A 14,027-nucleotide genomic window follows, 5' to 3' on the forward strand; every position below is an offset into this window, starting at 1 on the left:
CCTGGTCTTCACTTTTCCCCTTTCCTGAAAACCAAGAAAAGCCCAAAACCTCCGGCAGCAAATAACAGCAGGTTTCCAAAACGTGCAATCCAGGTTCCGGTTGTATACCATGCCGGTTCAAGAGTCATTTCAAAAGTGTGATCTCCGGCGGGAATCTCAAAACCCCGTAAAATGTAATTAGTTCGGTACATGTTGATTTCTTTGCCGTTGAGAGCTGCCGTCCACCCCTCCGGATACCATATTTCGCTCAATACCATAAATCCGGGCGTTGACCTGGAAATATCAACTGAAATATGATTGGGATTGTATTCCGTAACAGTGGCAGTTGCCATTGAATCCTGCTGAATTTCCAGGGAAGGTTGCTCTGTTACATAAGCAACTTCAGCCGGATTAAAATTCCGGGCTGAAAGCTGAGCCAAAGCCTGTGTCTGATCATCCAGTACCACCAAAGAATCCACGAAAAATGCTTTTGGCAGCACATTCATGTTCTCCATTACAACCCCAACATCTGTGGGAAACACATTCTCAAAACCCGGTGCAGAGAACGGCTGCGGAAAGGTTACATACTTCACATTAAGCATGTCGAGAACGCCGGAATTGATGGACGCTCCCTGTGCCGAATACAGTTTGCCAATAAATTCACGGAAATAGCCCTCAATCATATCGTGGTAATAGCCGAGTTTGGCCCCTGAGTATCCCCCGACAGACGGATAAAAATAAGCCGGAACAGCATTATTGAAGGGATCATCCAGAATTGGAAAAACACGATATTCCCAGCCTTCCCCGGATCCGATATTTTCCACTAAAAACCGATCCAGCTCCCGTTCCCGCTGCTCTATAACATCCGCAGGATCAAAATTTTGATCCACAAGTGAGCCTTCATTCATGTAACGTGAATCCACACCGATCAAATCATATCCAAGAATCAAACAGAGTGAAATAGCCCCGGCTGATACCGGAATTTTTCGAGTCCCCATGGCCCAGATAATTACTCCGCCCACAACAAAGATCAGCACGAATCGAAATGCATCTTTTTGTGCCATATCTTTTCGTTCGGGAATCAGGCGTGTCTGAATAAGGTTTGAGACGGTTTGCGAAATTCTTGGGTCATCCATTGAAATACCATTCTGAATGGCAAGCCTTTGGGCAAATTGCTGGCGCTCTCCGGGTTTTTCAAAACGCAAAAATTGTAACGTAATAAGCACGGCAACCACGGCAATTCCGGTGGCTACAAAAAGAGGTGTTTTCCATTCACTTTTTCCGTGCGGATTCTTTATCTCACCAATCAGCCAGTCGATTCCAAAAACTGAAATAACGGAAAAGCAAAATAGCGCCATGATGAGCCACGTTTCGGGCACACGGAATTTGTCGAAAAGAGGAAAATATTCGAACATCAGGTTGTTCAGTAATCCAAAATTTTCGCCAAGAGAAAAAAGCAGCGCGGCAATACCCGGCCCAAGAAAAACATATTTTAGTTTGTTGTTTGATTTCATGCAACCAACCACAAAAAACAGAAATGCCAAAGCGCCGAAATAGTGCGGACCACTGGTAAATGACTTGGGTCCCCAGTAAAATTGTGAACCTCCGTAAGAACCGGGAATCAACAATGTCAGAAGCTCGCCCCAGCCCTGAGACCAGCCAAAAGCATAATTTCGTGCCAGTCCATCCGTACCGGCAGCCGCTGTTCCTCCACGCATGCTGTAAGGAGAATATTCAATTGTGCTCCAGTACATCTGGAATGTAATCAGGATAGCAACAAGGCCGGCTGCAACCAGCCATCCGGTATATTTCAGGTATTTTTTTGATTCATCTGCCTGAATGGCTTTTACCCAATCATAAATAAAAAGGGTGCCGAGTGGAAAGAGGAAATAGTAGGTGATCTGGGGATGATACGCCCGGAGGTGAAGCGTTAGTGCAAGTGCAAAAATAAAGAAAGAAAGCCACTGATTCCATTTCGAACGGGTTAGCATCAGGTACCCAACATAAAGCCAGGGTATATAAACATAAGCTACAAATTTGGCTTTATGGCCCGCTCCGATAATGAGTGCAACATACGTTGTAAATCCAATGATGATTGCCCCAAAAACTGCGGAAAGTGGCCGGTTTCCCAGCAAAATAAACATCAAATAGGCGCCGGCAAGAAGAATCCACATCTGAACTGCCGGATAAATAAAATCCAATGAACGGATGAGTGTGTTATCCAGATTCATCACCTTCGGCGGATGGGAAATGGTATTGGCAGGCATTCCGGAAAACATGTTGGTTACCCAGTGCGCTACGTTACCGGTATCTTCCCTGTATTCAATGATGGATTCCGCACCGGCCCGCCACTGAATAACGTCGGTGCCCATATATTGCTGGCCGCCGAGAATAGTAGAATAATGTAAAAAGAGTGGCAGTAAAAAAAGAAACAGCAAAGCGAGCAGATGCTGCTTACCTGGTGAAAGAGATTCCCAAAAATCCGGTGACGGCTCCGACGCTTTTCCCTTTTTTTTTGCCATACCTTATTCGATCACTCTTGGAACACGGAAATAATCAGAATCGGCATCCGGTGCATTTTTAAGGGCATCTTCGTGGCTGAGAGGTTCTTTTGCCTGATCCTTCCGGAACTTACTCGCCGTAATTTCGGTCACATGCTCCAACGGGGCTACATCGGTTGTATCTAACTCATTCAACTGATCGATATAGCCCAAAATTTTATTCATATCCTCTTTTAAACCTTCGGCTTCATCATCACCTAATTGCAGGCGTGCGAGGTTGGCTACGTATTGAACATCATCTTTAGTTACGGACATCTTTCATTCTGCTAAATTCTTGTGGAAATAATTCTGTTATATTTCAGAATACTGCTTTCAATCGGCTTACAAATGGTTCCGATTGCTAAGCGGACAAGTTAACAAAGATTTGATAAAAGCATAAGCTCAAACCTGTACAGTTATGAATATGGGAATTTGTTCAGATTCACACGACCATGTTGAGAACATCAAAAAGGCAGTATCGTTTTTCAAGGAAAGAGAGGTAGAACGCGTGATTCATGCCGGCGATTATTGCAGCCCGTTCACCATACCACTATTTGAAGGACTGAATCTTCATGGTGTGTTTGGGAATAACGATGGCGACAAATTCCTTTTGATGAAAAAGTTTGATGAAATTGGAGCATCACTTTATGGCGATTTCTTCAGCTTTGAAGCTGATAATGTGAAGTTTGCCGTCTACCACGGAACCTACCCGGAAATTACCCAAAGCCTGGAGCTATGTGGAAAATATGATGTGGTGATATCCGGCCACACCCACGAACCAAAACTGGACACCATTGAAGATACAATTTCCATCAATCCGGGAAGCGTAAACGGGTTCGACGGCGATGCAATGGTTGCAATTTTCAATACGGAGACCCGAAAAGTTCAATTTAAAGAATTGGGTTGACCCTCTTTATACTTTATTGATTCTGTCGGTTATGATCGAATACAACTGTTCCGCCTGAACAACGCCGGACTGTTGCCATAGAATGTGTCCTTTTTGGAAAAGGATCAGCGTAGGAACTCCCCTCACCTGGTACCGAATGGCCGCAGTCGGATTTTTCTCCGCATCAATTTTAATAATATTGATCTGATCTCCCATCCGGTTTTTGAGCTTCTTCAGAATGGGAACCATCATTTTGCAAGGGCCGCACCAATCGGTATAAAAATCAACAAGAACCGGAACTTCTCCTTTTATCATTTCGGAGAATGACTGATTACTTTTTGCTTCCATCTCTGCCTCACTCTTTTTATTTCGAACAATAACGAAGTTCTCTCTGGTTCAGTACGCCGGGAGTCATCGGATGAGTAAACGTAATGCAGCCATTGTTGCTCATCCGATAACTTTATGCTAAATAATCGTCACCGGGTATCAATCATCAAAAAAATTGTGAATTACTTTGATTTGGGTACTACAATACTGGTCGCTACAACGGAATACTCTTTCTGTTCACCCGAAATTTGGTCAGGATTATCGCCGGCATCTTCGGCATAGTGTTTGGCTTGTTCTTCACTTAATGTCTCGACAGAAAAATCTCCGATCAGTACAACCTCTTTGCCTTGTGAATCTGTAGGAATGAAAAATCCATAATCTTTAAACGTCACCCGTGCGCTGTAATTTTCATCTTGCGCCATAAAGAAACAACCTTTTTTCTGGCAAACCTGGGCAACAGAAGTTACCAATGTGACGGGGCCTTCTTCCTGGCCAGAATTAATGATCTCAGCCAGAGTGGAAGGAGATTGAAACTCACTTTGATCCACATCAGCACCAAATACTTCGAATTCAGCCGTTTCCTGTACCGGTTCCGAAAGCCGAATAACTTCGCTGGATGCCTGGGCAAAAACCGATGTGCTGAATAACATCAAAATAATAGTGAATAGTAATTTCTTCATAAGGGGATTATTTATTTTTTCTTTCTTCGGGATAATAATACCAATTTTATACGAAAAGATTTATCATTGCACGAAGTTGTTAATCAATAAAAAAACATGCAGGTATATTTAAACGGATCATTTCTTGATCACACAGAAGCAAAAGTATCAGTCGTCGACCGTGGTTTTATTTTCGGCGATGGAGTTTATGAAGTAACAAGAGTCATTAATGGCGAACCGTTCAGAGAAAAAGAGCATCTCGCCCGACTCGATAAAGGCTTGAAAGCCCTGAAGATCAATCTTGAAACCGAGGTTCGCGAATCCATTCCGGATATACACCGGGAGATCATTAAGCGGAATGACCTTTTGGAAGGCGAAGCCTCCATTTACCTGCAAATTACGCGAGGGGCTGCGTGGCCGCGAACTCATACTTTCCCGGAGCAGCCGATTAAATCTACAATCTTTCTTTCGGCCGCTTCATTTGAGCCTCATACCGAGTTGCACAAAACAGGTGTGGATGTAATTACGCTTTCTGATATTCGCTGGACCCGATGTAACATCAAAACCGTTCTTCTGCTCCCGAACACCCTGGCAAAACAGCAAGCTCATGAAGCCGGGGTAAACAGTGCCCTGTTGATTCGCGACGGTGTGGTTACCGAGAGTCCTAATGCCAATATTTTTGCCGTAAAGGATGGCGCGCTCTATACCTATCCCGAATCGAATTATATTTTGAGCGGAATCACCCGAAGCGTTGTACTTGAAATTGCTGAAAAGCTGGAGATCCCCGTCCATTTCACACCTGTTCGTGAAGAAGAGATTTTTGATTTGGATGAGCTGTTTTTCTCCGGAACGACTACGGATATTCAGCCGGTTACCGTTATTAACGGCAAAAATCTGGGAACCGGAAAACCTGGCCCTGTTGTACATGCCATCCAGGAAGAATATGGAAAACTGTTGTATGGCAAATAATTCTTGTCTGTAGACCGGTACATTTTTGTTGTATTTGTGGGATATTCAAAATCGTTGAATATCCCTTTTTTTTTAGATGACTCAGGGTTCCTTCAACCCATTGTGTCCGAAGGTTCGGAGAACTTTCTTCCTTTCTATTCAAGCATAACTTTTTAAAACAATTGTATAGCTTGACTTTCTTCCGGCTCCAAACCAAATTATAGCTTGCGTTAAACCAAAGTTATTGGATATCCATCATCTCAAACAAAACAGAATACCATGAAATCAGACAATCGTTATTCAAGGAAAAAATTTCTTAAAACCCTGGGAGTTGGCAGCATGTCAGCTTTTCTCGGTTCATCATACCTTCTAACCGGTTGCAGTTCCAGAGAAAATGAGGCGGCCCAGATGGGGGAAGCCGCTGCTGAGACGGAACCCCTTCATACCATTTCCGTTCAGCTCTATACTTTCAGAAACCAATTAAATGAGGATATCCCCGGAACTCTTCAACGAATTGCCGATTTAGGTTATAAATATGTGGAAACTTATGACTTTTCCGAAGACATGAACTATGAAGAAGTCGGACAAATGCTGAAAGATGCCGGGCTTTCCGTCAGTTCGATGCACAGTGAAATTCCACTCGGGGAAACCGGCGAGAAAGCCTTGAGAAGAGCCGAAGCGTTTGAGAACGATAAAGTGATCTGGCACGGATGGCCGGAAGACGAACGGTATCAAACCGAAGAAGGAATTAAAGAACTTGCCGGTATTTACAATGAAGCCAGCCAGTTTTTACAATCAAACGGGTTGCAGTTTGGTCTGCACAACCATTGGTGGGAAATGAGAATGAATGAAAACGGGGCCTATCCCTTCGAGACATTAGTTGAGCACATTGATGACAACATTTTTTTTGAAATTGATACCTATTGGGTAAAAACAGCCGGACAAAGTCCTTCGGACATCATCAGCAAGTATGGTGACCGGGTTGAGTACCTGCATATAAAAGATGGCGCAGCCGAATGGAGCGAAGATCTGGGTGAAGGCCCGCACGACCCGATGGTTCCCGTCGGTCAGGGCTCACAGGATTTCAATGTAATTGTTGAAGCTTGTGGTGATACGCATACCTGGATGGTCGTAGAGCTGGACGAAAGTGCTATTGATGTATTTGATGCCGCCGAACAAAGCCTTGACTATCTGATTGAAAACAATATGGCAAAAGCCGATCGGTCTGCTGTTTAATTTTCAGAGAGTCCTAAAATACCAAATCCCGTTACTTCCTGGTGGCGGGATTTTTTATTTCAGCCAGTTCAAAATATCTCATCTTTCTCGTTTTATAAATAAGCTAAATTCTGCGGTGCTATTCCTGCGAAAAGCCTGTAACAAAATGCTAGCCAAGTAAAAATGGACTTGTCTGTCAACCGGCTCTGTACCCCTTCCTGACTACATCCTATTGTCAGATATCCCCATTCCTTTCTTCCTAAAATCCTCACTCAGGCCTCTTTAGGTCATATACTCAGGCTACGTTAAGGGATTCCCTGATTACGGTGGGGTTCAATATTTGCTATTCTTTATTTAAATAATTGAACAACTACATAACCCCAAGATGATGAAAGAAGTTTTAAAAAAACCACCGACAAGAGATGAACTTAAAACTGTTCTGAGTGAAACGGAGCTTGCATACTTCGAAGCCCTGATAATACAGAAGAGAGAAGATACACAAAAGGAACTCGAATTCCTTTTAAATTCACTTGAAGAACAACGCTCCGCAGATGACGATGACGCTTCGTCCATAGATCACCATATGAGTGATATGGGGAGCATTGAAGAGAGCTTAGACCTGACTAACCGATTAATAGAGAGAAACAAAAAATTTATCAATGAGCTGAACAGAGCTCTGGAGAGAATAGAAAACGGAACCTATGGAATCTGTCGGGCAACCGGGCAACCCATTGAAAAAGAACGCCTTGAATTTGCCCCACACACCAGGTACAGTATTGCCGCTAAAAACAGCGGATTAGATAAGAGAGTCGTAATGTCCTGACACAAACAAAAAAGAGAGAAATAATCAAAGAGAAGAAAGTTCCGGCAGGGGTTCCGGAAATAAAAAAAGCCCGTCTTGGAATAAGACGGGCTTCTTTGTTTTAATAATCTGAAAAAATTATTCGTAAGTCAGGCTACGTACTTCAACTGCGCTCAGTCCTTTCGGTGTCTCTTCAACATCGAATTCTACTTCTTCTCCATCTTCAAGACCTTGATTGGGTCCTAAGTTCTCTACGTTATTTCTGTGTACAAAAATATCTTTGCCGCCGTCGTCAGGCTGGATAAATCCATAACCTTTTTCAACGTCAAACCATTTTACTTTTCCTTGTTGACTCATTGTAATGTATTAATAGGTATTAAATTAAATAGTACTGTTAGTGCACCTGATAAAGATTCAAAAGAGATGAGTTGGGGTACTCGATATTCCTGAGAAAGGCTTTACAAAGGTGTTATGTTGAAATGAATATATAAGTTCTTTTCGTAAATTGCTATAATCTGGCCGAAAACCATCTTTTAAACAGCTGTGACAATGATTACCATGTCATCGCGAACAAAGTGAAGCCATCTCCAATTATTGATATTGAAAGCAAGCTAAACTACGTTTGGAGATTGTCGCGGTCGCAAGAAAGCTCCCTCGCAAAGACTGGTTCAATCGTGAAAACCGTCATCGCGAACGGAATGAAGCGATCTCCCTTTCGTGAAAAATGATTCTACTGTAATTACGTTCGGGGATCGCCACGCTACATTCCATCAGTTCGTTTCGCTCGCTATGACATCATTACGCACGGGAATTAACAAACTTTACCTGATCGCGGATCAATATAACAACCGTCCCCTGTCAGTGAGCGCTGCCAGTTTAGTTCTCCTTCCAGTTCCCGAAGCCAGGTTGCAATCTCCTTATCCCCTTCAATTTTCTGATCGCCGTCCACGATAAACGGTCCGGATTCATCCTCCGGCAGTGTTTCCACACGATAGGCCAAAACGAGATCCTGGAACTTCTGTTCAATCTCTTCGGCTTTGGGATTGGTTTTATGCCTGTGAAGTGTGATCATGGATTTAAAATATTTTGATGATGAAAGTACTAAACTAATATCGATTTAGTTTAAACAAAATTCAGTAGATCACTCATCTGATGACTGGAAAAACTTGATATAGATTCTGCTGAAAATACTCATGGTTGACTTACTCTTTCCAGAATGATTCATTTCATAAATTCCCTTATCGTTGAAGAAATTTATCCTAAATAATCTTTTCACTTATGAGTGAACCCATAAAAAGCCTCCAAGGCACCATCCGATTGTTTGAATATTACAAATCACTGACGGAGAAATCGATCGGGCAAATTTCTGATGAACAGATTCATGAATCGCCGCAGGCCGGCCAAAACTCCATCGCCATTTTGATGAAACACCTGGCCGGGAATATGATTTCCCGCTGGACGAACTTTCGCACCGAAGACGGCGAAAAATCGTGGCGAAACCGGGAGACGGAATTCGTTGATGATTTTGAATCCAAAAAAGAGCTGATGGAATATTGGGAAAAAGGCTGGGCCGTTTTGTTTGAAGCGTTGAAATCCGTCAAAGAAGAGGAGCTGGATTTAATCATTTATATTCGTAATGACGGACATTTGTTGATCGAAGCCATCGAGCGGCATCTCGCCCATGTAGCTTATCATACCGGGCAAATAGTTCACCTCGCTAAACTATTTGCCGGTAAAAACTGGCAAAGCCTATCCATCCCCAAAGGAAAAACTGAGGAGTACAACCGAAAGAAATTCAGCCAGGAAAAAGGGAGAGGTATATATACGGATCGGAATTGATACTCTCCCCTCTTGAGAGGGGATTTCATCTATCGAAACTCATTCCCAATTCCCCAAAACTTTCACAAATCTCCCTTATTTAAGCAAGCATAGAGCAGTGATGCTTTGTAAATTGTCTTTAATGTAGATTTGAATTTTCCCAAAAAAATGGGATACTGATTCAATTTAATTAACAATCTAATTAACCGGATGGATATGAAAACACAAGAAGACGCAGCAGTGGAAGGAAGCGGAAATGTCGGACGGGTACTATTCCTATCTCTCGTTGCTGCAATTGGAGGCTTTTTGTTCGGTTTTGACAGTGGAGTTATCAATGGTACGGTTGATGCACTTCAGCTTGCATTTAATTCAGATGCAGTTGGCACAGGTTTTAACGTAGCTTCAATGCTACTTGGCTGTGCGGTGGGTGCATTCTTTGCCGGTACTCTGGCTGACAAATTTGGACGTAAACCCGTCATGATTGCTACTGCCATAGCTTTTATTATTAGTGCCTGGGGCTCGGGTATTGCCGGAGGCTCTTTGCAGTTTGTAATGGCCCGTATTATTGGTGGGTTTGCCGTTGGCGCTGCCAGTATTCTCGCACCGGCTTACATCAGTGAAATTGCTCCTGCCAAAATTCGCGGCAGTCTTGCAACCCTTCAACAATTAATGATTGTGATTGGCCTTTTTATGGCATTCCTCAGCAACTACTGGCTGGCGGGAATGTCTGGTGGAGCGACAGAGCTTCTCTGGGGTGGATTCCAAACCTGGCAATGGATGTTCTGGATGGAAATCTTCCCCGCCGCACTCTTTTTGCTCATGCTTTTCTTTATTCCTGAATCACCGAGATATCTTGTAGCTGCAAATAAAATTGATGAAGCAAAAGATGTTCTCACCAGTCTTTCTGATGCCGTTGATGCAGAAAACAAAGTGGCAGACATTAAATCAACTCTGAGAAAAGATCACCGCCCCAGCATGCGTGATATCATTGTTGAATACACCGGCAAGGTTCATCCGCTGGTTTGGGTAGGTGTTGGCCTTGCGGCATTGCAACAATTTACCGGTATCAATGTTGTGTTCTACTACGGAGCTACACTCTGGCAGGCGGCCGGATTTACCGAAGCCGATGCCCTGCTTCAAAACGTAATCACGGGTTCAGTAAACATACTTTTTACGTTTGTGGCTATTGCACTTGTTGATAAAGTCGGCCGGAAACCACTTCTCGAAATCGGGGCTATTGGTCAGGCCGTTATGCTTGGAATTCTTGGTTTGATTTTCGGAAGTGCCGGAGTAGATGCCGCCGGGAATCTTGTACTGGAAGGAAACATGGGTATTTATGCCCTGCTTTCTGCAAACGCCTATGTAGCATTCTTTGCCTTCTCTTGGGGGCCAGTAATGTGGGTAATGCTTGGAGAAATGTTCCCCAACCAGTTCCGCGGAGCCGCACTGGCTATTTGTGGATTGGTACAATGGGTATCCAACTTTGCCATTACCATGACCTTCCCCATTTTGCTCACGGGAATTGGCCTTGGTCTTTCATACGGAATTTACGCCTTCTTCGGTGTGGTAGCCTATATTTTCGTTAAGAAATACGTTCTTGAAACCAAAGGTAAAACACTCGAAGATATCTCCCGCGAAGCAGCAGCAGAATTCGAAGGACTTTAATCCTTTACATATTTCTAAAAATTGAAGCCCGGTGATTCAAAATCGCCGGGCTTTTTTATTTGATATTTATGGGAGGGTGCAATCAAACCTTTGAGCTTTTGCAGAAAAATGATCGGTATTTCTTTTCCATTTTTTTGGCTACTTGTATATATGGTCGGGGTTTACAGTAAGATCATTCCTTATTAAACCTGTGAAGCGGAGGATAAAAAGTAATGTTATACCCTGTGAAGTAGAAAAACCGTATCGGTAATATGTAAAACGAAAAATGTAAGATAAAAAGACATAAGTGTGATACTTATGCCTTTTCAAATCATACACTTAAGATTTAAAGCTATCCTGTACTCTGCATTGCGGCAGCCACGCCATTGATACTCAAAAACAGGGCATGCCTCAGTTCTTTAATCTCATCTTCATCTGTATCCTCACTAACATCTTTCCAGCGGTTTAGCAACTCTACCTGCAACAGGTTTAGCGGATATGTGAATACATTTCTGAACTCAATGGAGTTCTGGATGACTTTCCGCATATCAAGGATATCTTCCTGATCGGTGATTTCAAGAACCATATCTCTGGTTTTTTCATAGTCATCCATAATTGTTTTATGAAGACGTTTATCCTGGTCTTTCGCATACATTTCTGTAGTCAACTTGTGAGTTCGCGCAAGTTCTCTTTGGGCATTATCAACAATGGTTCCGAAGAAACTCCACTCATTGTACCATTTCTTCAGCGTTTCCATCACGGACGGATCTTCCTCAATAATAGGACCAAGTGACGCACCGAGTCCGTACCAACCAGGCACGTTGTACCTGACTTGCGTCCAGCCAAATACCCAGGGTATTGCCCGTAAATTTTCGAAAAGTAATCCCTGATCGCCTCCGCGAGAAACCGGTCTCGATGCAATTGGCAGATTTCCAATATGTTCTACCGGGGTGATGGTCTTAAACCACTCCCAAAAATCCGGATCGTCAATCAGGTTGCGATAGGCCTTCATGGTTCCATCCGAAATCTTATCCATGATTACTTCGGTTTCATCTCCTTTTTTGATCTCTTTCTGGCCTTCTCCTCCAGTTACACGCGCAACCGCATTCACAATCTGTTCGAGATGGCGACGGGTAATTTCTGGAAGTGAGTAACGGAAAGAGATAATCTCACCCTGCTCCGTAAACCGAATTCTCCCGTTATTGCTAATAGAAGGTAACGCCAGAATCGCCCGATTCGACCGGCCTCCGCCACGGCCAACAGTTCCGCCGCGTCCATGAAAAAGCCGGAAATCAACCCCATAATCACGTAGCACACGGCCAAGTTCCATCTGGCCTTTCTGAAGAGCCCAGTTGGCCATCCAGTAACCGCCGTCTTTATTACTGTCGGAATAACCCAGCATAATTTCCTGGAAATTATTTCGTGCTTCCAGCTGCTGTTTGTAAAGATCATTCGTAAGAATCGTTTCGACAAGCTCAGCGCCTTTATCGAGATCTTCAATGGTTTCAAGAAGTGGAACAATGTCGATCTTGCTCTCTACTTTTCCATTTTCTATCCACCATAAGCCAGTTTCTTTGGCAAGAAGTGCCACTTCCAGCATATCGCTTACGCCGTGCGTCATACTGATGATGTAACTGCCAAAAGCATTCTCATCCAGTTCCCGAATCTGTTTAATCAGCCCAAAAACATCCAGCAATTCAACTGTAGCTGATTTCAATTTTGCATGCTTCGGAGCAAGCGGCCGCGGATTCCTCAATTCCTGCATCAGGATGTCTACTTTTCCTTCTTCATCCAGACCGGAGTAATCATCATGAACATTCGCTACAGAAAGCAAATCTTTTACTGCATTTTCGTGTACACCGCTATGCTGGCGTATATCCAGTGCGGCGAGATGAAATCCAAATGTATTGGCTCGAATTTTCAAATCATTGAACTCGCCAAACTTGGCAATATCACTCAATCCGCTTTCCACAAGCGATTCTGCAATGAGATCCAGATCTTCAATAAAATCGGTCGGACGATATGCTTTTGAGGATTCCAGAACTTCCTGCTCGCTGCCTTTCAAATCGTTCAGCATGTCCCGCATGCGGTGCATGATGTGTGTAATCTTCCGGCGATACGGTTCATTTTTGTAATGCCGCTTGTAATGAGGCGTCAGCGGAGCTTCTTTTTCATCTTTCTTCAATGATTTGAGAAGCTTATCAGAAACCGGAACCAGGTTATGTGAAATGGAAAGATATCGCCGTGTGATTTCCAATTCATTCAGGTATAATTTCAATGCACTTTTCCGATGCTCCACCAACGTATTCCAGGTTATATCTCGCGTAACATTCGGATTTCCATCGCGGTCGCTTCCAATCCAGGATCGATATTTAAGAACTATGGGTAAATCCGGCGTTTTGTTGTACTGCTGTGCAAAAGCGGAACGAATGTCATCATACAGCCGCGGTACCGTACTCCAGATTGAATTTGTAAAATAATAGAGCCCGTTTTCCACTTCATCTTCAACAGTCAGGCGCTCGGAACGTACTTCATCCGTAGAAATCAAAAGTGCAATTTCGTTGATGATCTGCTTCAGTTTTGAATCCCGCTCGTTGGGTGTCAGCCGTGGATCATCCACATCCCCGATCATGGCTGTAATATTTTCCTGTTTGTTGAGGATACTGCGGCGGCGTGCTTCCGTCGGGTGAGCCGTAATCGTTGGCTGAATGTCCATCTTATTGAAAAGATCGAGGGCATCTTCGTAACTGAACCCTTTTTTCTTGAAAAACTGCAAAGCATCCGCAATACTTTCGGGCCGTGGATGCTCTATGTCAATTTTCTTTGCCCGCTCCCGGTTGATACGAATAATTTCGTGCTGTTCCAGCGAGTTCACAAGATGAAAAAAGATGGTTGTTAGCCGAAGCAAATCACGGATTTGCTCCATATCCATTTCGTTGATCCGTTTGATCAACTGCTGGTTCGAGCCTTCTTCTGATTCAGCAAATGCTTTGGCCGAAAGTTCGGGCAGCTCGGCGGATAATTCCTGAAGCGTTTTCTCATCTCTTTGTTCTAAATATTCTTCAAGAAATCCGGTAAGGGTAATAAGGTTTTTTGTTAAGGGGTCACTAATATTGGCAGACTCTGCGTAATGTCTTATCGTTTCTTTCCAGGTCATCATAACTCATTTTTTGTTTGGTAGAGCTATAGATACCCATTATTGCTCATAA

At 43.4% G+C, this 14,027-nt stretch carries 13 protein-coding genes; 6 read left to right on the forward strand and 7 right to left on the reverse strand.

What is annotated here, in order from left to right:
• Positions 1-8: 8 nt before the first annotated feature.
• Together L0B18_RS00930 and gatC are read right to left on the reverse strand one after the other, a co-directional pair.
• Entirely contained in the window at positions 9-2,501 is a 2,493-nt protein-coding gene (locus L0B18_RS00930; protein WP_234567230.1) for a YfhO family protein, read from the reverse strand.
• A 3-nt stretch (positions 2,502-2,504) separates the two neighbouring features.
• The gene (gene gatC, locus L0B18_RS00935; RefSeq protein ID WP_234567231.1) at positions 2,505-2,795 is read right to left on the reverse strand and encodes an Asp-tRNA(Asn)/Glu-tRNA(Gln) amidotransferase subunit GatC; all 291 of its coding nucleotides are present in this window, start codon (positions 2,793-2,795) and stop codon (positions 2,505-2,507) included.
• Positions 2,796-2,943: 148 nt separating this feature from the next.
• Here gatC and L0B18_RS00940 point away from each other — a divergent pair, with 148 nt between their 5' ends.
• A complete protein-coding gene (locus L0B18_RS00940) occupies positions 2,944-3,426 on the forward strand; it encodes a metallophosphoesterase (RefSeq protein ID WP_234567232.1) in 483 nt (160 codons plus the stop codon).
• A gap of 6 nt (positions 3,427-3,432) precedes the next feature.
• On the opposite strand, the gene trxA is transcribed toward L0B18_RS00940, so the two are convergent.
• Both trxA and L0B18_RS00950 read right to left on the reverse strand, forming a co-directional pair.
• Positions 3,433-3,753, reverse strand: a complete 321-nt coding sequence (trxA, locus tag L0B18_RS00945; protein ID WP_234567233.1) for a thioredoxin — start codon at positions 3,751-3,753, stop codon at positions 3,433-3,435.
• A gap of 161 nt (positions 3,754-3,914) precedes the next feature.
• Positions 3,915-4,412: a DUF4920 domain-containing protein gene (locus L0B18_RS00950; RefSeq protein ID WP_234567234.1), complete on the reverse strand. Its 498-nt coding sequence runs from the start codon at positions 4,410-4,412 to the stop codon at positions 3,915-3,917.
• Positions 4,413-4,508: 96 nt separating this feature from the next.
• Between L0B18_RS00950 and L0B18_RS00955 the strand changes: the two genes are divergently transcribed.
• The 3 genes from L0B18_RS00955 to L0B18_RS00965 all read left to right on the forward strand — a co-directional run bounded on the left by L0B18_RS00955 (position 4,509) and on the right by L0B18_RS00965 (position 7,377).
• A complete protein-coding gene (locus L0B18_RS00955) occupies positions 4,509-5,360 on the forward strand; it encodes an aminotransferase class IV (RefSeq protein WP_234567235.1) in 852 nt (283 codons plus the stop codon).
• A gap of 258 nt (positions 5,361-5,618) precedes the next feature.
• Positions 5,619-6,575, forward strand: a complete 957-nt coding sequence (locus L0B18_RS00960; protein WP_234567236.1) for a sugar phosphate isomerase/epimerase family protein — start codon at positions 5,619-5,621, stop codon at positions 6,573-6,575.
• A gap of 364 nt (positions 6,576-6,939) precedes the next feature.
• A complete protein-coding gene (locus L0B18_RS00965; protein WP_234567237.1) occupies positions 6,940-7,377 on the forward strand; it encodes a TraR/DksA family transcriptional regulator in 438 nt (145 codons plus the stop codon).
• 117 nt (positions 7,378-7,494) lie between these two features.
• Here L0B18_RS00965 and L0B18_RS00970 read toward each other — a convergent pair whose 3' ends face one another.
• Together L0B18_RS00970 and L0B18_RS00975 are read right to left on the reverse strand one after the other, a co-directional pair.
• Positions 7,495-7,713 carry a cold-shock protein gene (locus L0B18_RS00970; protein ID WP_234567238.1) on the reverse strand — a complete coding sequence of 73 codons (219 nt, stop codon included), beginning with the start codon at positions 7,711-7,713 and terminating at the stop codon, positions 7,495-7,497.
• A gap of 454 nt (positions 7,714-8,167) precedes the next feature.
• Positions 8,168-8,428, reverse strand: coding sequence for a hypothetical protein (locus L0B18_RS00975; protein ID WP_234567239.1), 261 nt, complete (start codon positions 8,426-8,428; stop codon positions 8,168-8,170).
• A 206-nt stretch (positions 8,429-8,634) separates the two neighbouring features.
• On the opposite strand from L0B18_RS00975, the gene L0B18_RS00980 reads away from it, so the two are divergent.
• Positions 8,635-9,195: a DUF1572 family protein gene (locus L0B18_RS00980; RefSeq protein ID WP_234567240.1), complete on the forward strand. Its 561-nt coding sequence runs from the start codon at positions 8,635-8,637 to the stop codon at positions 9,193-9,195.
• A gap of 189 nt (positions 9,196-9,384) precedes the next feature.
• Positions 9,385-10,839, forward strand: a complete 1,455-nt coding sequence (locus tag L0B18_RS00985; RefSeq protein WP_255695541.1) for a sugar porter family MFS transporter — start codon at positions 9,385-9,387, stop codon at positions 10,837-10,839.
• Between the two features lie 331 nt (positions 10,840-11,170).
• Here L0B18_RS00985 and ppc read toward each other — a convergent pair whose 3' ends face one another.
• Complete coding sequence (gene ppc, locus L0B18_RS00990; RefSeq protein WP_234567242.1) at positions 11,171-13,978, reverse strand: phosphoenolpyruvate carboxylase; 2,808 nt, start codon at positions 13,976-13,978, stop codon at positions 11,171-11,173.
• Positions 13,979-14,027 lie beyond the last annotated feature (49 nt).

It is taken from the genome of Rhodohalobacter sp. 614A, from assembly GCF_021462415.1.
Classification (GTDB): Bacteria; Bacteroidota; Rhodothermia; order Balneolales; family Balneolaceae; genus Rhodohalobacter.